The 23,560-nt window shown below is 67.5% G+C and carries 23 protein-coding genes; 11 read left to right on the forward strand and 12 right to left on the reverse strand.

Annotated features, from left to right (window positions below):
• Positions 1-19: 19 nt before the first annotated feature.
• From ACWDMM_RS13805 to ACWDMM_RS13815, 3 genes are all read right to left on the reverse strand, one after another.
• Positions 20-586, reverse strand: coding sequence for a DUF3558 domain-containing protein (locus ACWDMM_RS13805; protein WP_195078753.1), 567 nt, complete (start codon positions 584-586; stop codon positions 20-22).
• Between the two features lie 198 nt (positions 587-784).
• Complete coding sequence (locus tag ACWDMM_RS13810; protein WP_195078754.1) at positions 785-997, reverse strand: DUF397 domain-containing protein; 213 nt, start codon at positions 995-997, stop codon at positions 785-787.
• Positions 994-1,875 (reverse strand): helix-turn-helix domain-containing protein, encoded by an 882-nt coding sequence (locus tag ACWDMM_RS13815; protein WP_195078755.1) that lies wholly within the window; start codon positions 1,873-1,875, stop codon positions 994-996. The genes ACWDMM_RS13810 and ACWDMM_RS13815 overlap by 4 nt, the downstream gene beginning before the upstream one ends.
• Positions 1,876-2,125: 250 nt before the next feature.
• On the opposite strand from ACWDMM_RS13815, the gene ACWDMM_RS13820 reads away from it, so the two are divergent.
• Both ACWDMM_RS13820 and ACWDMM_RS13825 read left to right on the forward strand, forming a co-directional pair.
• Entirely contained in the window at positions 2,126-2,587 is a 462-nt protein-coding gene (locus ACWDMM_RS13820; protein WP_067808697.1) for a DNA-directed RNA polymerase subunit beta, read from the forward strand.
• Positions 2,584-3,012, forward strand: a complete 429-nt coding sequence (locus tag ACWDMM_RS13825) for a DUF4254 domain-containing protein (protein WP_449937585.1) — start codon at positions 2,584-2,586, stop codon at positions 3,010-3,012. The genes ACWDMM_RS13820 and ACWDMM_RS13825 overlap by 4 nt, the downstream gene beginning before the upstream one ends.
• Positions 3,013-3,018: 6 nt before the next feature.
• Here ACWDMM_RS13825 and ACWDMM_RS13830 read toward each other — a convergent pair whose 3' ends face one another.
• Positions 3,019-3,516: a peroxynitrite isomerase gene (locus ACWDMM_RS13830; protein WP_195078939.1), complete on the reverse strand. Its 498-nt coding sequence runs from the start codon at positions 3,514-3,516 to the stop codon at positions 3,019-3,021.
• A gap of 152 nt (positions 3,517-3,668) precedes the next feature.
• Between ACWDMM_RS13830 and ACWDMM_RS13835 the strand changes: the two genes are divergently transcribed.
• A complete protein-coding gene (locus ACWDMM_RS13835) occupies positions 3,669-4,979 on the forward strand; it encodes a TIGR03118 family protein (RefSeq protein WP_449937668.1) in 1,311 nt (436 codons plus the stop codon).
• Between the two features lie 48 nt (positions 4,980-5,027).
• On the opposite strand, the gene ACWDMM_RS13840 is transcribed toward ACWDMM_RS13835, so the two are convergent.
• From ACWDMM_RS13840 to ACWDMM_RS13850, 3 genes are all read right to left on the reverse strand, one after another.
• Complete coding sequence (locus tag ACWDMM_RS13840) at positions 5,028-5,528, reverse strand: hypothetical protein (RefSeq protein ID WP_449937588.1); 501 nt, start codon at positions 5,526-5,528, stop codon at positions 5,028-5,030.
• 350 nt (positions 5,529-5,878) lie between these two features.
• Positions 5,879-6,934, reverse strand: coding sequence for a DNA polymerase III subunit beta family protein (locus ACWDMM_RS13845; protein WP_449937590.1), 1,056 nt, complete (start codon positions 6,932-6,934; stop codon positions 5,879-5,881).
• Positions 6,935-7,342: 408 nt separating this feature from the next.
• Positions 7,343-7,687 (reverse strand): winged helix-turn-helix transcriptional regulator, encoded by a 345-nt coding sequence (locus tag ACWDMM_RS13850; RefSeq protein ID WP_067808687.1) that lies wholly within the window; start codon positions 7,685-7,687, stop codon positions 7,343-7,345.
• A 68-nt stretch (positions 7,688-7,755) separates the two neighbouring features.
• On the opposite strand from ACWDMM_RS13850, the gene ACWDMM_RS13855 reads away from it, so the two are divergent.
• Together ACWDMM_RS13855 and ACWDMM_RS13860 are read left to right on the forward strand one after the other, a co-directional pair.
• Complete coding sequence (locus tag ACWDMM_RS13855) at positions 7,756-8,514, forward strand: SDR family oxidoreductase (protein ID WP_449937591.1); 759 nt, start codon at positions 7,756-7,758, stop codon at positions 8,512-8,514.
• 583 nt (positions 8,515-9,097) lie between these two features.
• Positions 9,098-9,694 (forward strand): DUF4254 domain-containing protein, encoded by a 597-nt coding sequence (locus ACWDMM_RS13860; protein WP_449937593.1) that lies wholly within the window; start codon positions 9,098-9,100, stop codon positions 9,692-9,694.
• Between the two features lies 1 nt (position 9,695).
• Here the strand turns inward: ACWDMM_RS13860 and ACWDMM_RS13865 are convergent, their stop codons facing one another.
• The 3 genes from ACWDMM_RS13865 to ACWDMM_RS13875 all read right to left on the reverse strand — a co-directional run bounded on the left by ACWDMM_RS13865 (position 9,696) and on the right by ACWDMM_RS13875 (position 12,649).
• Complete coding sequence (locus ACWDMM_RS13865) at positions 9,696-10,193, reverse strand: hypothetical protein (protein WP_195078762.1); 498 nt, start codon at positions 10,191-10,193, stop codon at positions 9,696-9,698.
• 94 nt (positions 10,194-10,287) lie between these two features.
• The gene (locus tag ACWDMM_RS13870) at positions 10,288-11,676 is read right to left on the reverse strand and encodes an APC family permease (protein ID WP_357107579.1); all 1,389 of its coding nucleotides are present in this window, start codon (positions 11,674-11,676) and stop codon (positions 10,288-10,290) included.
• A 103-nt stretch (positions 11,677-11,779) separates the two neighbouring features.
• Positions 11,780-12,649, reverse strand: a complete 870-nt coding sequence (locus tag ACWDMM_RS13875; RefSeq protein WP_195078764.1) for a helix-turn-helix domain-containing protein — start codon at positions 12,647-12,649, stop codon at positions 11,780-11,782.
• A gap of 532 nt (positions 12,650-13,181) precedes the next feature.
• Here ACWDMM_RS13875 and ACWDMM_RS13880 point away from each other — a divergent pair.
• The 3 genes from ACWDMM_RS13880 (at position 13,182) to ACWDMM_RS13890 (ending at position 16,648) form a co-directional block, all read left to right on the forward strand.
• Positions 13,182-13,853, forward strand: coding sequence for a PAS and ANTAR domain-containing protein (locus ACWDMM_RS13880; protein WP_195078940.1), 672 nt, complete (start codon positions 13,182-13,184; stop codon positions 13,851-13,853).
• 287 nt (positions 13,854-14,140) lie between these two features.
• Complete coding sequence (locus tag ACWDMM_RS13885) at positions 14,141-15,253, forward strand: terpene synthase family protein (protein WP_449937596.1); 1,113 nt, start codon at positions 14,141-14,143, stop codon at positions 15,251-15,253.
• 117 nt (positions 15,254-15,370) lie between these two features.
• Positions 15,371-16,648 (forward strand): diguanylate cyclase domain-containing protein, encoded by a 1,278-nt coding sequence (locus ACWDMM_RS13890; protein ID WP_323124224.1) that lies wholly within the window; start codon positions 15,371-15,373, stop codon positions 16,646-16,648.
• A gap of 105 nt (positions 16,649-16,753) precedes the next feature.
• Here ACWDMM_RS13890 and ACWDMM_RS13895 read toward each other — a convergent pair whose 3' ends face one another.
• Positions 16,754-20,176, reverse strand: coding sequence for a protein kinase domain-containing protein (locus ACWDMM_RS13895; RefSeq protein WP_449937599.1), 3,423 nt, complete (start codon positions 20,174-20,176; stop codon positions 16,754-16,756).
• 284 nt (positions 20,177-20,460) lie between these two features.
• Between ACWDMM_RS13895 and ACWDMM_RS13900 the strand changes: the two genes are divergently transcribed.
• From ACWDMM_RS13900 to ACWDMM_RS13910, 3 genes are all read left to right on the forward strand, one after another.
• Positions 20,461-21,276: an amidohydrolase family protein gene (locus ACWDMM_RS13900; RefSeq protein WP_357206848.1), complete on the forward strand. Its 816-nt coding sequence runs from the start codon at positions 20,461-20,463 to the stop codon at positions 21,274-21,276.
• Between the two features lie 93 nt (positions 21,277-21,369).
• The gene (locus ACWDMM_RS13905) at positions 21,370-21,750 is read left to right on the forward strand and encodes a DUF1304 domain-containing protein (RefSeq protein WP_449937601.1); all 381 of its coding nucleotides are present in this window, start codon (positions 21,370-21,372) and stop codon (positions 21,748-21,750) included.
• A gap of 544 nt (positions 21,751-22,294) precedes the next feature.
• Positions 22,295-22,654 (forward strand): DUF4254 domain-containing protein, encoded by a 360-nt coding sequence (locus ACWDMM_RS13910; RefSeq protein WP_195078942.1) that lies wholly within the window; start codon positions 22,295-22,297, stop codon positions 22,652-22,654.
• Between the two features lie 203 nt (positions 22,655-22,857).
• Here the strand turns inward: ACWDMM_RS13910 and ACWDMM_RS13915 are convergent, their stop codons facing one another.
• The gene (locus ACWDMM_RS13915; RefSeq protein ID WP_449937604.1) at positions 22,858-23,481 is read right to left on the reverse strand and encodes a DUF4126 domain-containing protein; all 624 of its coding nucleotides are present in this window, start codon (positions 23,479-23,481) and stop codon (positions 22,858-22,860) included.
• Positions 23,482-23,560 lie beyond the last annotated feature (79 nt).

Below are 23,560 nucleotides of genomic sequence, written 5' to 3' on the forward strand. Positions count from 1 at the left end.
CACGATCGCTTCAGCATTTTCAAACGGTTGAAGGAATTGTTGGGACTACCTTCTCCGCCAGAGTCTTCGCAAGTGCGCAGGTGTCGAGTTGGCCTGTCTTTCGATTCGACGGCGGGTTGCTGAGGAAGATCTCAAGGCTTCCGCCCTTCATCTCGACGTTTATCGTGCACACGGCGTCGGGGTGCTCCTCGACCTGCCGCGTCGAGATCGCACGACGTCCGTTGATGGCGAACTCACGGGTGTCGGCGAACTTCTTGTCCCGCACCATGTCGACGGTGATATTCGTCGTTCTGATGACAGGTGCATATCCATCCGTCTGGACCCAGCCGCAACCACGCCACTTGACTCCCCCTGACGCGTTCGAGTCCTGCTTGTCTTTGCTGCGCAGATTCTCTGAATCGAGGATGCTCTGCGGAATGTCGGTGCACGGGTCGTAGCCCGTTGGTACGTCAGGGGCGAGGGTTGCGCTAGCGGAGGAGGTTCCGCTTGACGCTGCACCGTCATCAGCCGGACCGCAGCCTGCCAGAACGAGTGCGGCGCCGACGGCGAGGGTGGTCAGTCGCCGCGAACTCTGCCCTGAGGTCATTGGTTCCCCTCGCACACCGGTGTCTTGTTCCTGGCCTATCCAGGGCCGGACCGGCTCCTCCGCCCCCTGCAGTGAAACCTGACGCTACCGGCGGCGTTTGCCGGGTGCAAGCGACCTGACCTGCTTTGCAGGTGAGTGACCGCCCAGAGCCCCGGCCTCGCGCGAGGAGGAGGCCGGGGTTGTAGGAGAGCGGCTCGGTCAGGACTGGGAAAGGACCAGGTCACCGCTGGTTATGCGAACAGTGAATGAGTCCCAGTCGCCCGGCCTGAACACGAGAGCAGGGCCACTGGGATTCTTCGAATCGCGAACACCCACAGAGCCTTCGCGCAGGAACGCGACCTCGACGCAGTCTTTCTCGGCGCTGCTGTAGCTGCTCTTGAACCAGTTGGCAGCGGATAGGTCGGCGTTCACTCGGCGTACTCCTTCGCGATCTGGTCGATGAGAGTGCGGCTTCGCTCCTGGTCGAGTGCCGATCGCTGGATATCGGCGTACGTCTGGCGATACCGCCGGATCTCCTCGGGCTTCTCAAGATACAGGTCACCTGTGAGCCCCTGCATGTAAACGACCGGTGGCTCGGTGAGATGGGCTGTTGGGTGCTTCGGGAAGTCGAGCATCACAAACGAGCCAGCGCCCAGGCCCGCGTACGCATGGGCCGAGAGGGGCACCACTCGCACTGAAACATTGGGTTGTTCACCGACAACCATCAGATGTCGAAGCTGCCGCTCCATGACTGAGGGACCGCCGATCGCGCGTCGGAGCGCGGATTCGTCGACAACAGCCTCCAGAAGTACGGGATTCGAGACGCTGTCCACGCGAGCCTTTCGCTGCCTGAACATCTCGATCCTTCGTTCGACTTCAGGTCCGGGTATAGAGGGGAGGTCGACCCAGATCAGTGCTCGTCGATACTCATCGGTTTGCAAGAGTCCGGGCAGAAGGGTTGTCTGGTAGGAGACCAGACGCTTGGCAAACGCCTCGAGTTCCACGAAGAGGCTGAACTCTGCGGCGATGGTGTCACCGTATGCATGCCACCACCCCGTATGTTTGGTCTCCTCGACCAGGTTGAGCAGAATCGCGGTGCGCTCTTCGGAAGCACCGTAGACCTGGCACAACCGCTCGATGAACAGTGGATGCAGCCTGACCGGCTGTCCGGTCTCCATCCGCCAGAGGGTCTGTTTGCCCACGTCGATCGCATCCCGCGCGTACTCCGCGCTGACGCCCGACTTGATCCGCAGCTCGCGCAGCTGACGCCCCAGCATCCGGCGGGGCAGGGTGGAACCTGTTGAACTCACGACGAATCCCTTTCGTAGCCAAACTATCGGCCGGGTACCTAACTGGAACCATGCGGCGGGGGGCCTTGGAACCTGGGCGGTTTCCGCCCGATTCCACCACTGAGAACATTCCCGCCGAGCGATATCCGGTGCTTCACTGAACGCGCCCGGACCCAATCGAAGAAGTGCTGAAACCTTAACCGCGCCAACGGTTCCAGGTCCAGCGACCGGGATATCTCGCGTACCGAACTATGTGAATCGAGGATGGCGAATGAATCATGCGGCATTCGCGGACACTCCCGCGTCCCGCTGCGCGTTTTACCGCCGCACCTGTGGGCTGCCCGCCGGGATACATCCGGAGATCGGCCGCATCGTCGTGAAGGCGGGCGTGGTCGGCGGCATCACGATGCCCGACCGGCTGGGGCAGTGCGTGCGCGACGACATGCTTTTCCGTGGCCAGGCGATCGGCCCCGTGGTCGCGCATATTCGTTCTCGCCGATGGACTTTCCTGTGCCGGCCGGATCTGCCCGACGACGTGCGGTTGTTCGCCGCGTTGTTCCGGATCGATGTTTCGATCGTGCCGTTCGGCAGCGAAATCGCGCTGCCGTCTCCCGCCGACGCGAGCAACGCCTTTCGCCGATGGGTGGTCGCGCCGCGAGATACGTTTCGTCCGTCCGGAATGGTGATCGTGAATTGCGTGCTGGCCCGCGCGGGCGGGAAAGGTGCGCCGTGAGCGAGGGTCTGCCGACGCGGAGTCAACTGCTGCGGGCCTGCCGGGAGGACGGGCCGCCGCCTGCGCATCCGGTGCTCGCGCAGGCGCGCACCCTGACCGACCTGCATTCTGTCCGTCTCCGCGCGGACCGTGGATGCGTCTGCGGCGCCGAGGAGCGCCGGGCGCGGCTGATCCGCGAGATCGACCGCTGGGTCGAGGTGCGTTTGCCCGCCGCGCGCGGCGGAGCCTATCTGCACACCGAATCGTTCGGCTCGGTGGTCGATCGCTTGGCGCGGCTGAGCGCGTGTGCCTACGCGGCCATGGCCGGCGACCAGGAGTGGGACCTGTGGTTCGCGTGGGAGCGGCTGGCCGAAGCGGCGGTCGCCTACGAGGATCTGGTCGGCGAGCTGAGCAGTGGGCGGCGCAGGTTGCCGAGCGCTTTCTAGCGCGGGTCAGTTTCGCAACAGGGTGGCGGCGAGGTGATGCCGCAGTGGTTCGCCGACCGCCGCCATCCGGAGGGTGTAGTCGATGGTGTCGCCGGACAGGCGCAGCGACCGGCCGAGGGCGGTCACGAGTTTCGCCGTGCTGCTGCGCCCGATGGTGGTGGAGTCCAATTCCATGCGCAGCGTGCCGTCTTCGACGGCGAGGGAGCCCTCGCAGATTTCGGTGATTCCGGTGGGATGGGCGAGGATCAATTCGACGCGGTCGGGGCGCGGGCAACGCAGATAGCCCGTTTCGGCGTGCAGCGGCCTGCCGTCGTCGGTGGCGCGGGTCTTCTGCCGGTAGGTGAGGAACGGCCGGCCGAGATGGCCGAACCGGATTTCCTCGACATAGCCGAACGGCTGAATGGTCGGGTATTCACCCTGCCCATTACCGCGCCACGTGCCGAGCAGTGGAGCGAGCGGAGCGATATCGGGGTGCAGGGCAATAGCAGGCTGGGGTTCGACCACGGCGAACAGCCTAAACCTGCGCTCGTCCAACCGTTCGGGTACTCCCGATTTTGCTGCAGGCTAAGGTTAGCTTCGCCTTATCACCAATGTGGTGTGGTCGGAAAGGAAACAAGAAGTTGAACGGACGCTGGAATGAGTCGCGCCGTGGCGGTTTGCCTCGGTCGCGGACCCGACGTGGTCTGCTGCGCGCGTCGGCGCTTGGTGTCGCGCTGGTCGTGGCGGCGGGCTGCTCGGACTCGAAGCCGGACGAGGTGCCCGCGCTCGACGGCAACAAATACGTCCAGACCAATCTCGCGGCCAACAACGCGGAGTACAAGGCGCAGCTTGTTTTCCCCGACCTGGTCAACGCCTGGGGGCTGGCCAACCGCCCCAAGGGCGCGGGCGGGCACTTCTGGGTCGGCGCGGGCGGCAAGTCGTTCCAGTTCGTCGGCGACGTGACCAAGTCCCCGGACGACAAGCTGCACAAGCTGTTCCAGGACGACTTGAAAATCGTCACCATTCCCGGGGCGGATGCCGACACCTCGGACAAGAGCGCGGGCAAGACCACCGGCGTGGTGTTCAACCCCGCGCCGATCACCTCCGACCTGTTCGTGGTGCACGACCAGCCGGTGGAGGCCGAAGGCGGGCCGCTGAACGGTTCGGCGCGGTTCATCTTCGCCACCGACTCCGGCAAGATCTCCGCCTGGACCGAGCTGGGCTTCGAGGGCCGGATCGTGCGCCACGACGGGCCCGCCAACCTGGTATTCGACGGGCAGGCGCAGGGAATGCAGTTCTTCGGGATCGCGCTGGCTCCCTCCGGTGACAAGCTGCTGGCGGCCGATTTCGGCGCCGACCCGCAGGTGCGGACGTTCGACAAGAACTGGCAGCTGATCCCGACCACCGGCTTCGCCAACCCGTTCGCCACCGGTGACGCGATCGACCCGGCCGCGCCGGAGAAGGGCAAGAAGGCCAAGCCAGGCGACCCCGCGCCGTTCAACGTCTCGACCATCGGCAACCGGGTCTTCGTCGCCTATGCCACCACTCAGCCGGACGAGAAGGACGCGACCAAGTTCGATGCCGGTGAAGAGGACTCGCTGGACAAGGACGAGGAAGGCGGCAAGCCGGACAAGGGCAAGCTCGCCGAGTTCGACGCGGGCGGCAAGCTGGTGCGCATCATCGACGACGGCAAGCGCCTCAACGCGCCGTGGGCGGTGACGATCGCGCCGGACGGGTTCGGTCCCCTCAGCGGAAAACTGCTGGTCGGCAACTTCGGCGGCGCGGGGCACGTGCTGGCCTACGACGACATCACCGGCAAGTTCGCCGACTACCTGCGCGACGCCGACGGCAAGCCGGTCGCCATCGAAGGACTGTGGGCGCTGATGTTCGGCAACGGCGAGAGCCTCGGTGACGCCGACTCGCTGTACTTCACCGCCGGACCCGACGACGAGAAGGACGGTCTGTTCGGCAAGCTCCGCTTGAAGTAGTCCCGCTGCGAGGCGGCCCGTACCGATTCGGTGCGGGCCGCTCGCGCTTCAGCGGCCTCCGGTCGGCGCGGAGGCTCGCGGTTCGGTGCGCCGTTCGCGGATGGCGGACTCGACTTCCTCGACCGCCGTCCGGATCATCGCTCCGTAGCCGTCGTCGGCGAGGGTGTGCAGACGGGTGCGGGCGGCGTCGATCTGGCGCTGCGCGGCGTCGAACGAGCCGAGCCTGCGGTAGTCGTCGGCGAGATTGAGGTGCAGCGACGGGTAGAACGCGGCCACCCGCAGCGATCCGTCGAAGCTTCGAGCGCGATCATCGGAGAGGCTGTCGGCGGCGTCCAAGGCCCGGATGTCCCAAGTGAGCGCTTCGGCGGCGTCGTCGTACAGGTCGGCAAGGTAATGAGCGAGGGTGCACCGGTGCAGTGGGTCACCCTGCGGCCCGAGTGAGGCCCATACGGTGAGCAGAGCCTCCCGTGCGTCGTCCGGACGGCCCTCACGGCCGAGGGCTACGGCGTTGGTGATGGTTTCCATGGTGTGGTCGGGTGCTGCATACATTCGGGTCTCCTTCATGGGGGTGATAGATGCCTGTTCGTGTGCGAGTCCGGCCGGGTCGGCTCGGCGGTGGACGGTCGGGGCTGGGCGGGCAGCCGCCGGATGCGGCTGCGGGGCGGTCTGGGCGATCGGAAGTAGCCGTGGGTGGGCGTCGCGATCGCGAGACGAGTAATCGGATCGCGCGCCGCCGGTGGAGGGACGCGGTTGTGCGTGCGCAGTGGTTGCACGGCTGTCGGTCGTCGGACCGGAGGGACGCGGTTGCGCGTGCGCAGTGCCTGCACGGTCGTCGGACCGAAGGGCGGGTCGTGCGTGCGCGGCGGTTGCACGGGTGAGGGGCGCCGGTGTCCGACGACTTATCCGGAGGCGTTCTCGCGGAGGGGCCGGACCGGCATGGCCAGGGTGGTGAGGTCGCCGTCGGTGGCGGAGCGCAGGACCACCGGCTGATCGGCGGCGATGACGTCGAGCATGAGATCGGGACCGAGCGCGGTGTGGACAGCGGGTAGCAGAGTCGCGGGGTCGAAGGACAGCGTGACGGCGGAACCGGTGACCTGCGCGGGCAGGCAGTGCGCCTCTCCGAGCCCTGATACTGCGATCTCGTTCGGATGAATCGCGAATTGCATTGTGCCGTATGCGCTTTCGAGAACATTCAGCATGGAGTGCCGGGCGACGACGACCCTGGTGCGCACCGGTCCCAGTCCCGCCAGTAGGGCGCGGTGGTCGGGGAAAGGGCCGTCGATGACGGGCGAGTGGTGTTGCGCGCCGTCTCCCATCAGAAGCAGTCCGTCGTCGGACGGTGCGACGACGACCTCGTGCATGCCGCGCAGCTGCTCGGTGATCGACTCGAGCCCGCTGGAATCGAGCACCGCGGACCAATTGCCGCCGTGCTGCCGGTTCGCCACGACGGTGCGGGTGGACAGGCGGTAACGATCGGTTGCCGTCAGAGTCACCGTGTTCGCGCTCGCTTCCAGCAGGACGCCTGCCAGCACGGGTACCTCGCGGGTGCGCGCTGCGGCGGTGCGGACCTGGTCGAGCGCCTCGGCCAGCGCCGCCGCATCGACCGCCACGTGCGTGCCGAGCGCCTGTTTGACCACGGCGGCGACGCGCGCGGCCTCTTCCGCTCGATGTGCCAGTTCCGCCACGTGACGGTCGAGCAGGCGGCGCGCCCGCTCGCTGTCACCGGCGAGGATTTCCGCGATGGCATCCAGCGGCAGGTCGATCGCGCGCAGCTGCCGGATGAGCACCGCCCGCTCCCGCTGCGCCTCGGTGTAGTAGCGGTACCCGGTCAGCGGATCGACCCGGGCGGGGACGAGCAGACCGCAGTCGTCGTAGAACCGCAGCGCGCTCGCCGTGAGCCCGCTGGCCCGCGCGAGCACACCGATCGTGATCAACTGTGCCGATTCCAATCCCATCACCCGGTCATCATGGAGCCTCAACCAACTCGAAGGTCAACCTCCCGGCGGGGACAACACCGTCGGCCAGTCCGGGGATGAGTCGCGGGACCATCAGCGTCGGCTGCTGGGACCCGCGCGGTGCATACCCGTGGACGTGACACCCGGGCGGCAGACGGCTCCGTTCGCTGTTGTCACGCGGGACGCACGCACGAGGGATCTTGTGGTCACGGTGACGGTCGCCGCGCCGGTGGTCTATCGGTCGGCCGCGTTGCGCGCCAACGGCAACCGCCGCCCGGCTGGCCGTCGCCGCGCTGGTGGTGCTCGCGGTGATCCCGGCGCAGAACTGCCTCGGGCCGAGGGAACCGCCTCGGTGCAGGGGCGTCCATCCTGCGAGGCCAGACCATCGGCGGTCGCGCTCGGTGCTAGTCAGTCGGCCTCGGTGGGGGTGACGCGCCAGCGGCGCGACCAGTCCCAGACCGAGCCGAGTGCGGTGCCGAGTTCGGCGCCAGCGGTGGTCAGCTCATAGGACTTGTCCGGATTCTTCGCGATCAGGCCCGCGGACTGCAGGTGCTGCAGGCGCACCGAAAGCATGCTCGAAGAGCAGTTGCCCATGCGCCGGCGCAACTCGAGGAAGCCGAGGCGGTCGGGTTCCAGTTCCCACAGGATGCGCAGGATCCAGCGTTGGCCGAGCAGGTCCATGGTGGCCAGCAACGGCGCGTTCGCCGGGTCGTCCCGCCCGCGCGGCGGCTTGGGTTCGTTTGCGCTTCTCATTTAGAACCAGCATAGTGGTTCTGAATCAGAAGCATCGGCCCGGTGCCGGGCGGACCGAAAGGGTGACGGTGGACGACAGGATCGGACGGCGAATCGTGCTGATCACGGGCGCCTCCCGCGGGATCGGCGCGGAGACCGCCCGGGTGCTCGCGGCGCGCGGCGACCACGTGGTGATCAACTACCGGGAGAAGGGCAAGCGGGCCGACGCGCTGGCGGAGTCGATCCGGCAGGCGGGCGGCAGCGCGACGACGGCGGGCGCCGACATCGTCGACGCGGATTCGGCTCGTTCCCTGGTCGCCGGGGTCGTCGAAAAGTTCGGCCGTCTGGATGTGCTGGTGCTGAACGCGTCGGGCGGGCTGGAGCGCAATGCCCGCCCCGACTACGCGATGGCGCTCAATCATGACGCGCAAGAACGGATCGTGCGACTGGCGTTGCCGCACATGCCGTCCGGCTCGCGCATCGTTTTCGTTACCAGCCACCAAGCGCACTTCCACGGCCGCAAGCCCGTCCCCGCCGACTACGAACCCATCGCCGCAAGCAAGCGCGCGGGCGAGGACGCGCTGCGCGCCATGATCCCGGATCTCACCGCCGCGGGCATCGCCTTGCACGTCGTCTCCGGTGACATGATCGACGGCACGATCATCGTCCAGCTGCTGGAGCGCCGAAACCCCGCCGCCGTCGCGGCGCGCCGAGAGCACGGTACTTTGCCCACGGTCACGGAGTTCGCCACCGCGGTGGCCAATGCCACCACCGCCCCCGCCCACCCCGGCCACACGATCTATATCGGTGGCCTGGACTACCTCGACGCGCAGGAGGTCGGTTCCTGAGGTCGACCCGGTCCGCAGCCGCGCTCACCTCGGTCGTAGAACTGGACTCGCCCTGGCGTCGAGCCCGCCGCGTCGATTGAAGTGGTTGCGATAGCGCCGAGCCGACCGGAACGCGCACTTCGATTTTCGCACCGTTCGATGATGTCGGGGGTGTTCCCTCGGTTCGGCCGGCCAGGCGAGTTGCGCGACACCCTCGACCTGATGACGCGATTGGCCACGGAGCTGACTCCGAGTCCGCTGATCGACGTGCCGCCGGTGTGGACCCGGATCCGATCCTCGCCACCCATCCGGTCACCCGCGACGTGGATCGTGCGGCGGTCGACGCCTTCGTCTGCGCGCTCGCCGGATATCGGGCAATGGCCTGCCGGAAGCCGGGGCCGCCGCGCTCGCCGCGGTTGCGCACGCATCAGTCGTTGTTTGCCGGAGTCGCCGGAGAGTGGCTGGCGTGTCGGCTGGGTTGGCGATAATCCCAGGAGAGACGACTCTCTCGTCGAAAACCGTGAGGTCACTGAATGTTTGCGGAAGTTTGAGGGACGGCGCGCGACCGGATAAATCGGTCAATGGGCGTGTCGCGGTGGCGGAAGTGACCGAATTCGACGCGGGCCGGGCCACTCTCGGTCACGCTGGGCATATGTGGATGTTCGGGCAGTGCCGGGACACCGGCGAGGCAAGGCATCGAGGACGCGCTCGTGACGCGTCCACCCTGGTCGAGATGGGGGTCCGGAAAATGGAACAGGTGTCCGAGGCCCGGGTGATTCCGGGCAAGGAACTCCTGCTGGCCGCCTTCCGCGGCTTGCCGCACATGGATCATCCGATGCTGGAGGCGGCCGGAGAACTGGCTCAGCTGCACCAGACGCGCGAGCGGACTCCCGCGAGCCGGTGCGACAAACTCGACCGGCGCCGAGCGCAACTCGTGCGCGGCATCGACCGCTGGGTCACCTTGGCGACGCCGATCCCGCCGCCCGCCGCGCCCGAACACACCGAGACCGTCGGCCATATCGTGGACCGACTGGCCGTGCTGGCCGCCCAGGCGTTCGTGGCGCTGGCGCACGCGCCGGAATCGGTCTTCTACGACGCGTGGGTCCGCATCGATGAATTGGCCGACGGCTACCAGGATCTCGTCGACGACCTGCGGGCCGGAACGAGACGACTACCGGAGGGGCGCTACGACCGCTGGTAGCCTATCGGCCCCGTCCGAACAGCCGGAACGAGCGCCGGCGTCGGCGCGGCAGGGTCGAATACACCATGGTCATGTCGGCGAAGACCTCCGCTTCCCGCTCGCGATCGACGCCGAAATCGGCACGGCCGAGCACATGTTCGATCGAGCGCGGCGAAATCGACGGCAGGATCACGGCCAACGAGGGCGGCACCGGGTTGCCGCGCTCTCGGTCCTTGTCGTGACCCAGGAGCATGTGGCCGACCTCGTGCAGGATGACGTGATCGGCGTTGCGGCCGGTCGCCGCGGCGTCGTAGACGATGATGTCGTCGTGCTTGCGTGCCACCCACAGGCCGCCTCCGCCGCAACCCGTGTCGGCCAACATCGCCTTCGGTACCGGGTGCAGGCTGATCGAGCGTCCGCGGTGGGCGGCCACCGCGGCCAGATAAGCGGTCAGGTTCCACGGGTTCGGGAGGGGCACGGTCCGGGCGGCATCCCCGAAACGAGCTTCCATGCTGGTCATCGGCGCCCACCTTACCTATCGGTCGGCGACTAGTCATCCGCGGAATCCGGGCATACCGTCGAAAGGTGATCGGCCGCCGGCCAACGCGATCGGATCACTCCGCGGCGGGCCCGCTGTCCAGAGGTTGCGCCCGCATGGCCCGGATGGCCAGATAGTTCAAGCCCCACAGCGCGATTCCGATGGCCAGCAGCACGCCGGCGATGGCGTACTGCGCCGGATTGCGGTCGGTGAACGGTGTGACGAGGAAGCCGCAGCTGAGCGCGCCCACGACGGGCAGCGGCGTCGGCGTCTTGAAGTGCTTGTGCCCCACCGGGTCTCGACGCAGCACCAGCACGGCGACGTTGACCACCGTGAACACCGCGAGCAACAGCAATGCCGTGGTGCCACCGAGTTCGGGCACCTCACCGACGAACAGGATCAACCCGAGTGCGAGCAGCGTGGTGAAGACGATGGCGTTGTAGGGCGTCCTGCGGCGCTCGTGCACGCGGCCGAACGGCCGGGGCAGCACGCCTTGGCGGGCCATGCCGTAGATCAACCTGCTGGCCATCAGCATGTTGATCAGCGCCGAATTGGCGACGGCGAACATGGTGATGTAGGCGAAGATGTGGGTGGGGAAGCTCGGCGCGCCTGCCTCGACCACCTTCAGCAGCGGGGTGTCGCCCGCGCCGAGCTGATCGGCGGGCACGAGCGCGACCGCGCTGATCGACACCAGCACATAGATCAGGCCGGTGATGATCAGCCCGGCGAGCAGCACTTTCGGGAAGATCCGGGTGGGTTCCTTGCATTCCTCGGCCATGTTCACCGAGTCCTCGAAACCGACCATCGCGTAGAACGCGAGCGTGGTGGCCACGATGACGCCGCCCACCGCGTTGCGCTCCCCGGTGTCGAATTCGACGACGCGGGAGAAGTCGCCGTCGCCCACGCCGAGCGCCCAGCAGCCGATCCCGATGACGATCAGCAGTCCGGTCAGCTCCACGCAGGTGAGCACCACGTTGAGCTTCACGCCCTCGCTCACCCCGCGCAGGTTGACCGCCGCCACCACGGCCATGAACAGCAGCGCGATCACCGTCACCGCGGTGCCGCTGCCGAGATCGAGGTCGAAAGCCTCGGCGAAGTTGGCCGCGAACGCCCGCGAGGCGGTGGAAGCGGAGGTGATGCCGGAACTCATCACCGCGAAGGCGACCATGAACGTGAGGAAATGGATGCCGAAAGCCTTGTGCGTGTACAAGGCCGCGCCCGCGGCGTGCGGGTACTTGGTGACCAGCTCCAGATAGCTGAACCCGGTGATGAGCGCGACCAGGAACGCCACCAGGAATGGCACCCACACCGCCCCGCCGACTTCGTTGGCCACCTTGCCGGTGAGCGCGTAGATGCCGGTGCCGAGGATGTCGCCGACGACGAACAGCAGGAGCAATCCCGGCCCCATCACCCGTTTGAGTTCGGGCCCGGAATCGGATGTCGGATCGGCAGTGACTTCGGACATGCGTCCTCCCCTCGGCAGTAGGCCGAGGGTACCCATTCCGGCGCGGAATAGTCGGGCACCGCGCGGTATTCGGCTTGATGTTCACCCGGGACGAGCCGGGCCGCTAATCCTCCCGGTCCATCCCGCGCACGGCCTCCACGATCATGGCCGCGGAGTCGCGCGGGCTCAGCGCCATGGCGCGGAGCTGATCGAAGATCACGCCGAAACGCCGGATCTCGGTGTGCCCCTCGATCAGTTCGTCACCCGCCATGCCCTCCACGTAGACCAGTTCCGGATCGGCGGGGTCGGGGAAGTCCAGCAAGGTGAACGAGCCGGCCATGCCGGGGTGCGCGCCCGCGTCGAAGGGCAGTATCTGCAGGATCACGTTCTTCCGTTTGATCTCCTGCAGCAGCCGCTCGAGCTGTCCGCGCATCACCACGGGCCCGCCGACGGTCCGGCGGATGGCCGCCTCGTCCAGGACGACCCACAGTTCGAGCGGGTCCTCCTTGGTCAGGTTGACGGCGCGATCCATCCTCGCCTTCGCCCTGCTCTCCATGACCGACGCCTCCAGCTTGGGCATCGAGGTATCGATCACGGCTGTCGCGTACTCGTAGGTCTGCAAAAGGCCCGGGATGAAGGAGGTCTGGTAGTGCCGGGCGGACAACGCCTCGGACTCGAAGTTGATGTAGGCGGCGTATACCTCCGACACACTGCCCTCGTAGGCGCGCGACATGCCGGGCTTCAGCGCGTCGGACAGCAACTCCAGTGCGTCCTCGCGCTGTTCGTCGCCGATACGGTAGAGGTCGAGCATCGCCATCAGCGTGCGCCGCTGCGGCCGCGCCTGCGCAGTTTCGATCCGGTACAGCGTGGTGACGTTGATGCCGGTCTTCGCGCTGACCTCTTCCTTGCTCAGCTGGGCGTTCTCGCGCATCTCGTGCAGCATCGCCGCCAGCCGCCGCAAACGGACGGTCAGTACGGTGCGCTTGCCTGCCATCAGTCCAACCCCTTCGGTCTGCGCACCTGCTGGAACGTGTTATGACGTTCGCCCTCGAATGCGGCCTGCGTGCAGCGGATCTGTGCCTGGTGTGGGCACAGCAACAGAGACTACCTCCCGTGATCCACGTTATGGTCGGTGTTTTCGCGCGCGGTTGCGGCCGGTGGGCGACATCGCGGGGTGAATCGGACCGACTGCTCGGTTACGCGGGCCTCCGGAGACTCGCCGAACTGCCCGGAGTCGCTTTCCGGACGGCGGGAACGCCATTTCCCGCGCCCGATGGTCGCCGACCTCTGCCCTCCGGTGTCCGACGGGATTCCGGCTCGCGATGGTCGTCGGGAATAGCGCTGGCCGCGGGTCGCGAAGCTATTGCAGATTAATTGCCAATGTATTCATACATATGCCATCGGGGAACTATGTCGCGGTAGATGCCACATTTTGAAGTGTGCCAAGAGTTTGCCACAATTTGGTTTCATCTCGTGTTCCCGACCATCGCCCCGGGTCGCCGATGGATAATGACCGCGTGACGAGGATGGACGACCTCGCGCTGAGAAGCGCCTCCGCGGTAGAGAGCGTCATCGCGGGCACGCCGCAGAGCGTGGGTAGCTTCCGCTTCTGGTTCGAGGATCAACGATGGGAATGGTCGGACGAAGCGGCCGCGATATACGGCTACACCGAGGGAAGCACGCGACCCAGTACGGAACTGTTGCTGGCGCACAAGCATCCCGACGACCGCGCACTGGTCGCCGATTCCATCGCCACCGCCGTGCACACCGGTGAGCCGTTCTGCGGACGCCACCGCGTCATCGACACCGCCGGGCGCGTCCATCACGTCATCGTCGTCGCCGATCGCATGCTCGACGACCAGGGTCTGATAATCGGCACCGCGGGTTATTTCATCGACGTGTCCGGCACGCTGGAGGAGAACCGGCAGGAGATCCTCGACGACACCCTGCCCGAACTGGTGGAATCGCGAGCGGTGATCGAGCAGGCCAAGGGCGTGCTCATGGTCGTCTACGGCATCAACGCCGAACAGGCGTTCCGGGTGCTGCAATGGCGCTCCCAGGAAACCAACATCAAGTTGCGGACGCTGGCGCGCCAGCTGGTCGGCGAGGTCCCCGCGATGGGCGGCGGACCCACGGCCCAACGGGCCCGCTTCGACCACCTGCTGCTGACCATGCACGACGTCCTGGCGACGAAATGAGCGCCGCGCCGGTGACCGATATCCGATAGGCAGCCGTGCCCGCGGCTCCCGTGACATCAACGCCGCAGCGCCCTGCCGTGTCCTGAACCGGCCGCTTGCCTCCGTGTGCCACGGCTCCGCGCGCCGCGGAGCGAACTCCCCGTTTGCCGCAGCGTCGCCGCCGAATGCGCGCTGCGCCAAGGTCATCCAGGGCGCGGGGGTTGCGTGATCTTCGCCCTTCGACCGGTCCCACTACCGATAAGTCGGAGACAATTCATTAGAAGTAACCATAGTGGGAGGGAGTCGTTGTGGTCAGTGAGTACACATCGGCACTCGAGCGGGAAATCCTCGACATGCGCGCGCAACACGAGACGTTGCTGCGGACCGGGCGGCAGTGGTCGTTGCGCGCGATGTTCGGCACACCCGATTGGGACATCGTCGATTACTGCCGCGACTTCCGGCCCAGCCGGTTCGGGGAACAAGCCTGTGCGGAGGTGGAACGCTTCTGCCGCGAGCACGGGATCTGGCTCGAGCCCGCGGGCCCGCACTACAACAGCATGACGCCCTATCTGCATCCCGGCGCCGTCAGCGCCGAACGGATGACGATCATCGGCCTGTACAACGCCATCCTGTTCTGGCTCAACGACACCGTGGGACGGGAGAAGTTCGGGCACCTCGGCGACGAGGAACAGCGACAGGCGCGGGTGGCGATCGACCGGCTGTGCGTGCTGCTGCGCACCCGGTCGGCGCCGCGGGACGCCACCCCGCTGGAAACCTCGACCTCGGCGTTCCTCACGAGGTTGTCCGCCAGCGCGGACGCGGACTGGCTCGACCGATTCGTCGAATCCACCATCGAGCACCTGCGGCCCGCGATCCAGGATCAGAACGCCCGCGCCCGCGGCGGGTTGCTCAGCGTCGCGGAGTACATCGATCTGCGGGCCCAGGTCTCGGGCATGTATCCGGCGATCGCGCTGTGCGAGTTCGGCCGGGACGACTACCTGCCCTGGGAGCGGATCCGGCGGGCCGGGCCTGCCGAGGAGCTGCTGCGGCTACGGGTGCTGACCGTGGAGATCGGCGCGCTGATGAACGACGTGTTCTCCTTCGAGAAGGAGTGCATCGTCGATCTGGCCGATTTCAACCTGATCCCGGCGCTGCTGCTGAACCATCCCGGATGGTCGCTGGCGGACGCCGTGGTTGGCGCCACCGAGATCGTGCGCGCGCGCCTGAGCGAGTTCCGGGAACTGTGCGCGGCGGCCACCGAACGATGCGACCGCCTCGCGGCGGAGGACGCCGCCTTGGCGGCCACCGTCGCCACCCACATCACCGATCTGATCGCCTGCGTGCAGGCGACCTGGGTCTGGCAGGTGAAGACCCTGCGGTACAAGGGTGCGTCTATTTTCCGGGAGAACGGGTTGCAGTAGCGCCCCGCCCTCACCATTGCTGGGAATGCTTCCAGGCGGCAGTACTCGACGGTCTCGAACATGTGTGGATACGATGCGTCGGGGGCTATCTCCGGCCTGAATGGTGAGGGGGTTGCGGTGGAACAGATCGAACTCGCCAGGATGGCGAACTTGTGGTGGCGCGCTCTGCAGGCCGTCGCCGGTGGGTCCGCGTCTGTACCGGACCCCGAGATCGTGCTGCTCGGGATGGTGGAGGAACTGGCTTCCGGCGTGGAAGCCGAGCCTTTCGACGCGAGCGTGGGCAGGCGCGTGGGCGCGGCGCTGGCCTCCACCGGATTGGCCGACCCGGCCGTGCCGAGTACGTCCGCCCAGGTCTTGTACGGATTGGCCGAACACGCGGCGTCCCCGGAGGCCGGGCGACGACTGGCGGCGCTGCTCGCCGAGGTCGGTCAGGGCTACGAGGCGCAGACGCGCGCGCACGAGGACGCGCGCCGATCCGATGACGCGCGCTTTCGCGTGGTGTTCGACAACGCGGCGATCGCCATCGCCATCGGGGACACCGACGGGACGTTGCTCGATGTCAACCGGGGTCTGGCCGAGATGATCGGGGTCCCGGTGGAGAGCCTGCGCGGGGTGTCGGTCTACGACTTCGCCCACCCCAACGACCGCGAGGCGATTCGCACGCTGGTGTACGAGAAGCTGGTCCCGGCCGGCGCGGGCACGGTGAAACTGGAGCAGCGCATCCGGCGCGCCGACGACAGCTACGGGTGGGCGTCGTTCGCCATCACCTTCGTCAAGGGCACGGACGGGCAGAGCGATTACCTGCTCGCGGTCGGTGAGGACGTCACCGAGCAGCACCGGATGCGCGAGGAACTGCATCGGCAGGCCCGGCACGATCCGCTCACCGGCCTGCCGAACCGTCGCCACCTCATCGAACGCATCGACGCGATGATCGCCGACGCGCGCAACGGGGATCGAGCGGGATTGTGTTTCGTCGACATCGACCGCTTCAAACACATCAACGATCGCTACGGCCACGGCACCGGTGACCAGATCTTGACCGCGGTCGCCGAACGCCTGCAGGACAGCGTGCGCGGAACCGGCTGTCTGGTCGCCCGCATCGGCGGGGACGAGTTCGTCGCGCTGATCCCGCCGCCGGCCAGCGATCACCGGGTGGCCACCGTGGCGAACAGCCTGCTGGAGGCGCTGGTAGATCCGATCACGGCTGGTGACCGGCGACTACGCATGTCGATCAGTATCGGCGCGGTGGTCACCGCGGTCGCGGGCGCGGATGCCGAGTCGCTGCTCGACGCGGCCGACACCGGCCTCTACCGGGCGAAGGCCGACGGCAAGGGCCGGTGGGTGTTGCACATTCTGGACACCGACACCTCCCTCGGCCCGCAACCGGTGTTGTGAACGGCGGTGCGATCCTTTGCGCACAGGGGCGGCCGAGTGGTGTCCGAGCGTTCGCATTCGAGTGGAAGCGGCCGCGGCGCGGGAGTTCAGGAGGCCGATGGTTGCTCAGCGGGCCAGCAACCTGTGCAGGAACGCGGGTGGGACCATCGGCCGTTCCTCGTCCCAGTGGCCTTCGCGCAGGTCGTAGCTCAGACTGTGCAGCAGTGAGATGATCCACGGTCCCTCGTCGAGCAGCGGCCGGATGAGACCGGCGTCGGCGTACCGGAGCACGACCGGGACCAGTTCGTCCTTCGCCGCCTCGGTCTTGCCCGACGCCGCGAGGCACGACGCGAGCAGCAGCGATGCCTGTGCCGCGGCGCGCGGGCGTCGATCGGCGTCGATGGAGTCCCGCAGCTGACCGGCGCGCGCGGCAGCGGCGGCGGCTCTCTTGGCGGCTCCCGAACGCAGCAGCATGCGGATCGCGGAATCCTCGCGCATCTCCGCGGCCATCGTGGCGATACCGCCTTCCCCGGCCGGCGGTTCGGTGACGTAGGTGGCCGTCAGGCCGAGCCGCACCTGCTCGTTGGCCACGCGGGTGGCCAGGCGCGGCAGTTTCAGGGCCCGCGCCACCTCGGCGCCTTCGTCCAGCCGTCGCGCGGCGGCGGCCAGGTCACCGCGCAGGGCTTTGATCCGCGCGCCGGTGGCGTAGTTGGCCATCAGCAAGTCCACCGGACCGCCCTCGGTGCCGAGCCTGCCCGCCTCGTCGAGCAGGCGCTCGGCCGCGGCGAGCTGGTCGCGTTCGTACAGCAGTTCGCCGAGCAGCGCGCCGGCCAGCCGGGCGGCATAAGACCGCGGGCCCGAGGAACTGGTGGATATCTCGACGGCGGTGCGGAAGCTGTGTTCGGCCGTGGCGATGTCGAGCTGTTCCCTGGCCGCGATGCCGACCAGGCAGTGGCTGTACATCAAGGTGAACGTGCTGCGGTTCTTCCGGTAGAAGGGGGTGGCCCAGTCGTTCCACTCCCGCGCTCCCTCGTAGTCGAACTTGCTGATCGCGGAGAACGCGGCGAGGTTGGCGGCCGCGCACAGCGCCCACGGTCCCAACGTGTCGGCCCGGCCCAGGCATTTGCCGACCACGGCGTCCAAGCCTTCCGGATGGTCGCCGAACGCGCGTTCCACGCTCTCGATGAGGTCGGCCTCGAGCGTGAGATCGGGATCGGCGGCCGGATCGTTGTCCAGCGACGCCCGCACCAGCCGTAACGCGGCATGCAATTCGGTGGGCCGCCGCAGCAGCACGTGCGTCCAGGCGACGCCGACCTGGAGCATGGGACGGGTCGCGGCGATGGCGGGCGGGAGTTTGGCCAGCAGTCCCAGGAACGTGGCGAGCTGCCCGTCCTGCACCAGAGCGCGGGATTTCCCCTCGAGGAGATCGACGGCCATGTCGCCGTCGTCCGCGGCCAGCGCGTGGTCGATGGCCTCGCTGAGCATCCCGTGGTCGCCGAACCACGTGGCCGCCTTGCAGTGCAGTTCGCGAACGCGCTCGGGATTGTCGCGCTCGAGTCGCTGACGCAGGAACTCCGCGAAGAGATGGTGGTAGCGGAACCATTCGCCGCTGTCGTCGACGCGGCGCAGGAACAGGTTGCGGCGTTCGAGGTTCTCCAGCAGAGGCTGCCCGTGCGGCATCCCGGTCAGCGCCGTGGCGAGACTGCCGGAGATCCGGTCGGGAAGGGAGGTGGCGAGCAGGACCTCGCGCAGTTCGGGCTCGACGGTGTCGAGCACGTTCTCGGCCAGGTACTCCGCGATGGCGTGATGGCGCCCGGACAGGTGAGCGATGAGCGAGGCCGGATCGGGGTGCTCGCGCAGCGACAGGGAGGCCAGCTGCAACGCCGCCGCCCAGCCCTCGGTGTAGTCGCGCAACTCGGCGCTCTCGGTGTCGGCCAGGGTGAGGCCGGTCTGCTCGGTGAGGAAGGCCTGTGCCTCCTCGGTGTCGAAACGCAATGCGGCGGCGTCGATTTCGACGAGCTGGTGCCGAACGCGCAGGGTGCCGAGCGGAAGGCCCTCCAGCGACCGGCTGGTCAGGATGATCTGCAGGTGCCGCGGACCCTGGTCGATCAGGTAGAGCAGGGCGTCGACGGCGGCGGGATCGGTGATCCGGTCCCAGTCGTCGATCACCAGGGCGAATCGTTGCTCGCCTTCATCGATGGCGTTGATCAGCGTGGTGAGCACGTAGCGCGCGGCGGCGGTGTCGCCCTCTTCCAGGACCGGGGCCAGGCCGGGCGCCAGCGTGGGGCTCACACGGTTGAACGCCTCGGTCAGGTGGGTCAGCAACCAGACCACGTTGTTGTCGTCGCGATCGACGTTCAACCAGGCCACCGCCACGTTCTCGGTGTCGGCGAGGCGCTTGGCCCATTGGGCCGCCAGTGTGCTCTTGCCGAACCCGGCCGGTGCGTGGATGACGGCCAGGCGGGGTCGCGGCTCGGTCTGCAACGCGTTGATCAGGCGCTCGCGCTGGACCAGCGGGCGGGTGGACATCGCAGGGCGGAACTTCGTCTCGGGAGTCGGCGGCGTCTTCGGGTGGGGAGTGGGAAAACGCGCGGTGGCGGTCATCGGCCGGGTGCTGAGGTCCTCGGGCGCCGGCTGCGCGCCCGCGGGAAGGGTCATGTGCTCGACCGGCATGTCGTTGCCGCGCTGGAACTCGCGCAGCATCTCGCCGAACGCGGCGGCCGAGGGCGGCCGATCCGCGGGATTGTGCGCCATGCTGGCCTCGATGGCGGCCGCGACCTCGTCGGGGATGCCGTCGAGCCGCAGGTCCGGCAGCGGGTCGGCGGAGATGCGCAGGAACTGCGCGACGATCTGCTCGCCGGAACGCCGCTCGTAGGCGGCGTGACCGGTGATCATGGCGAACAGCGTCGCGCCGAGCCCGTAGACGTCCGAGGCGACCGAGGGAACGCCGGAGCGCAGCACCTCCGGCGCGGTGAACGCGGGTGAGCCGGTCACCACTCCCGTGGTGGTCTCGAAACCGCCTTCGACCCGGGCGATCCCGAAATCGGTCAGTTGCGGCTCGCCGTAGTCGGTGAGCAGCACATTTCCCGGCTTGATGTCGCGGTGCAGGATGCCGGCCCGGTGCGCGGTCTCCAGAGCGCCCGCCAGCTTGACGGTGATCGCGATCGCCTCGGGCAACGGCAGGAAGCCTTCCCGGCGGATGCGGTTCTCCAGCGAACCGCGCGAGTGATACGGCATCACCAGGTAGGGGCGTCCGCTGCGGGTGGTGCCCACTTGCAGGATCGGCACGATGTTCGGATGCCCGGACAGGGCGCCCATGGCCTGCTGCTCGCGCAGGAAACGTTCGATGTTCTCCGGCTCCAGTTCGGGGCGTGCGGTGAGGACCTTGACCGCGACGCTGCGGTTCAACGCCCGTTGCCTGCAGCGGTAGACCACACCGAACCCGCCCTTGCCGATCACTTCGGGATCGTCGAGACCCGCGCCCTCCAGTTCCCGCTCGATACCTGGAGGCCGATCGTGCTGTGTGGCGAACGGGTCCGATCCTGCCATGGCCCTGCTCTGTGTCGGATGTCTGTGGTCCTGCGGTTGGATACCCAGTTTATGCCCAGCGAACCGCACCCTTGGTTATTACGCCTGATATAGACAATGAGGTGGGGAGGGTATTGTCGCCAGGCCCCCGCCTGTCGATCCGGTCTGGTCGCCGCGATTCGGCAATCTCATTTCCAGCGCGGTGAAAAGAGCTGGGGCGCAGAGATTTCGCCGTGGAATCGGCCTATGGCGAACTTTATGAGCGGGGGTGTTCGAGTGGCTATGACGTATGTCAGAATCCGCGCATGACCATCGACGTCTGGGCGCAGCATCCGACCCGGCGGTTCCTCGCCGACGACATGTTCGCCTCGCTGCGGCGGTGGACCGGAGCCGTGATACCCACCGACGAGATCCCGCTGTCGTTCACCCTCGACGCGATGGACGCCGCGGGCGTCGAACGAGCGTTCATCTCGGCGTGGCACGGGCCGGAAGGCGTGCTCATCTCCAACGACGAGGTCGCGGCCTGGGCGGCCGAGGCGCCGGAGCGCCTGCTTCCGGTCGCGTCGGTGGACCTGCGCAGGCCGATGGACGCGGTCCGGGAACTGCGCCGCCGCGTCGACCAGGGCTTCAAGGGGCTGCGGGTGCTCCCGTGGCTGTGGGAGGCGCCGCCGACCGATCGGCGCTTCTATCCGTTGTTCGCGGCGTGCGTCGATTCGGGAATCCCGTTCTGCACGCAAGTCGGGCACACGGGGCCGTTGCGGCCGTCGGAAACCGGGCGTCCCATCCCGTACATCGATCAGGTCGCGCTCGACTTCCCCGAGTTGACGATCGTCTGCGGGCACATCGGTTATCCGTGGACCGAAGAGATGATCGCGGTCGCGCGCAAGCACGAGAACGTCGTCATCGATACCTCGGCGTACACGACCAAACGACTTCCGCCGGAATTGGTCTCGTACCTGAAGTCCGGAAGTGGCCGCCGCAAGGTGCTGTTCGGCACGAATTATCCGATGATCTTCCCGCAGCACGCGCTCGACGGCCTCGCCGCTCTCGGCTTGGACGACGAGACGCGCGAGCTGTATCTGGACGGCAATGCCCGAAGGGTTTTCGGACTGGCCGGTTGACCGACTTACGCGGCGGCGTGTCGGCGGCGCGTTTGCGCGACGATGGGCGGTTCGGGCCATAGGATTCCCCGGCGCGCATCGTGAGGAGGCCGAATGCTCTGGGTTGTACAGGTGTTCGCCGTCGCGGCCGCCTTGCTCCATGTCGGCATCTTCGTCATGGAGTCCGTGCGGTTCGGCGACCCCAAGGTGTACCAGGGGGTCTTCCGGGTTTCCGGAGCCGAGCTGGCAGCGGCGCGGCCGTGGGCGTTCAATCAGGGTTTCTACAACTTGTTTCTCGCGGTGACGACGCTGGTCGGCGTGGCGATCCTGCGAACGGTGCCGGAGGCGGGGTGGGCTCTGGTGCTCGCCGGTTGCGGGTCGATGCTGGCCGCTGCGGTGGTGCTGGTGGCACACGACCGCCGCTTCGCCAGGGGTGCGGTGATGCAGGGCGCGCTGCCCGCGCTGACCTTGCTCGCCGCCGTGACCCAGCTGTAACCCGTCCGCGTAGCCGACGGGCGGCCGAGCGCCGGTGGGGCGGTGCGAAATCGGTGTGACTGCGCGATTGCTTCGGCGAGGGTTTCGACGCCGCGCGATCAATCGGCAGCGCATTCTCGGCTACCGAAAGTTCGAAGCGGTGGGCGAATTCGCACGCGCGAGCCGGTGAACGGCCGTACGGATGGCGGGCAGCCGGTAGCGCTCGTCATCGCCGATCGGTGCCGGGCGTGCACGGTCGATGCGCCGAAAAAGGTTGCGACCGGTCTGCTCTGAGTGTCCGCGCGTCGTCAGCAGCCCTTGACCGCAGAAATGCGGACGCAATCTTGCGTTCTTGCATCTGTACGTGCATGATCCAGCTAGCCTAGTTGTGACAACCCATCCGATGGCCGGGATAACCGAATCGAGAGCCAATTATGTTGGTAGAAACAGCGTTGGGGTCGGGTCAACTCGGAGTGTGGCGGTGAGCGCGCCGACGGTCGGCGCCTTACCGACCGCGCCGCAATTGTTGTGTGCTTTCCAGGGACGGCGTTTCCAGGACCGGGAACTGCTGCGGTCCGCGCACGCACTCGCCGAGCTGCACCAGCGCCGCGCGCAGGTGGTGGACGCCGCACTCGTCGCCGAGATCGACTGCCGGCGCCGCGAACTGGTAGACGAGATCAACGACTGGGTCGCGCAGGAGATCCCGCAGCATCGCAACGGGGCTTCGTTGCACACCGAAAGCCTGGGCGCCGTGGTCGACCGGATGGCACGTAGCTGGGTGGACGCCAATCAGGTCATCCACTCCGAGGGCGGGCGCAGCGACAACACCCATAAACACTGGTACCAACTGGCCGAACTCGTCGACGGGTACACTGACCTGGTAACCGACGTGGCCGGTGGCCGCCGCCGTTTGCCCGAACAGTGAGTTCGTCGCGACGGTGGTCTCGTCCGCGGTAGTGACACTGCCCCGCAGCGTCACTCGTCCGAATGGCGACGTCCCGGCGCCGAGTCTCGCGACCAGTGGCTCCAGCCGGGCGCTCTTGTCGCCGGCACAGTGACGGCGGGCGCAACGGGGCGCCCCGCCCGGCGTGCCGCGTGGTCGACTGGCGCGGCACGCCCGTGACGGATTCACCTGCGTGGCAACTGTTCAGCGACTGTTACTCGACCGCCGATGCGCGCTGCCCCGCGGGCGCGGCGTCTGCGCAGATAGCGCCGGATCCGGCTGGCGCAGAAGTACACCAGCGCCAGGCCGAGGACGAGCAGCACCGCCGCGATCACCGCCGCCGCCAGCGGGTGGAACACGGCCAGGGTGACCACGCCCGCGACGGTCACGTCCTCGGCGGTGCTGACCACGATATTGCTGGCGGGCTCGGGGGAGGTGTTGACCGCCATGCGGGTTCCCGCCTTCACCAAGTGGCTCACCAGCGCGGCCGTACCGCCGACCGCGCCCGCGGCGAGTTGCGGCAGCGAACCGTCCTGTCCCGCCAGCAGAGCCGCGACCACGGCGCCCGCGATCGGCCGCACCACGGTGTGCACCGCGTCCCAGAACGAGTCGAGATACGGGATCTTGTCCGCCACGGCCTCGATCAGGAACAACGCCGCCGCCGCGATCAGGACATCGGTGCGCTGCAACCCTTCCGGCACCGAATCGGTGAATCCGAACCGGCCGAGGAGGCCGAGCAGCAGCACCACCGCGTAGGCGTTCACGCCGCTGGCCCAGCCTGCGGTGAAGATGAGAGGGAGTGCGGACACGAGCCCATGGTATGGCGACGGGGTGACAGTCTGCCCTGCGCTGCACCGAGTCCGCCCCGGGGGCAGGCGAGCCCCCGCG

Source organism: Nocardia sp. NPDC003726 (assembly GCF_053586955.1).

Bases quoted from the DNA above. Each gene is read 5' to 3' on its own strand.
- ACWDMM_RS13805 (WP_195078753.1), bottom strand. From the start codon at position 586: ATGACCTCAGGGCAGAGTTCGCGGCGACTGACCACCCTCGCCGTCGGC.
- ACWDMM_RS13820 (WP_067808697.1), top strand. From the start codon at position 2,126: ATGAATCATGCGGCATTCGCGGACACTCCCGCGTCCCGCTGCGCGTTT.
- ACWDMM_RS13840 (WP_449937588.1), bottom strand. From the start codon at position 5,528: ATGTATGCAGCACCCGACCACACCATGGAAACCATCACCAACGCCGTA.
- ACWDMM_RS13845 (WP_449937590.1), bottom strand. From the start codon at position 6,934: ATGGGATTGGAATCGGCACAGTTGATCACGATCGGTGTGCTCGCGCGG.
- ACWDMM_RS13850 (WP_067808687.1), bottom strand. From the start codon at position 7,687: ATGAGAAGCGCAAACGAACCCAAGCCGCCGCGCGGGCGGGACGACCCG.
- ACWDMM_RS13865 (WP_195078762.1), bottom strand. From the start codon at position 10,193: ATGACCAGCATGGAAGCTCGTTTCGGGGATGCCGCCCGGACCGTGCCC.
- ACWDMM_RS13870 (WP_357107579.1), bottom strand. From the start codon at position 11,676: ATGTCCGAAGTCACTGCCGATCCGACATCCGATTCCGGGCCCGAACTC.
- ACWDMM_RS13875 (WP_195078764.1), bottom strand. From the start codon at position 12,649: ATGGCAGGCAAGCGCACCGTACTGACCGTCCGTTTGCGGCGGCTGGCG.
- ACWDMM_RS13880 (WP_195078940.1), top strand. From the start codon at position 13,182: ATGGACGACCTCGCGCTGAGAAGCGCCTCCGCGGTAGAGAGCGTCATC.
- ACWDMM_RS13895 (WP_449937599.1), bottom strand. From the start codon at position 20,176: ATGGCAGGATCGGACCCGTTCGCCACACAGCACGATCGGCCTCCAGGT.
- ACWDMM_RS13900 (WP_357206848.1), top strand. From the start codon at position 20,461: ATGACCATCGACGTCTGGGCGCAGCATCCGACCCGGCGGTTCCTCGCC.
- ACWDMM_RS13905 (WP_449937601.1), top strand. From the start codon at position 21,370: ATGCTCTGGGTTGTACAGGTGTTCGCCGTCGCGGCCGCCTTGCTCCAT.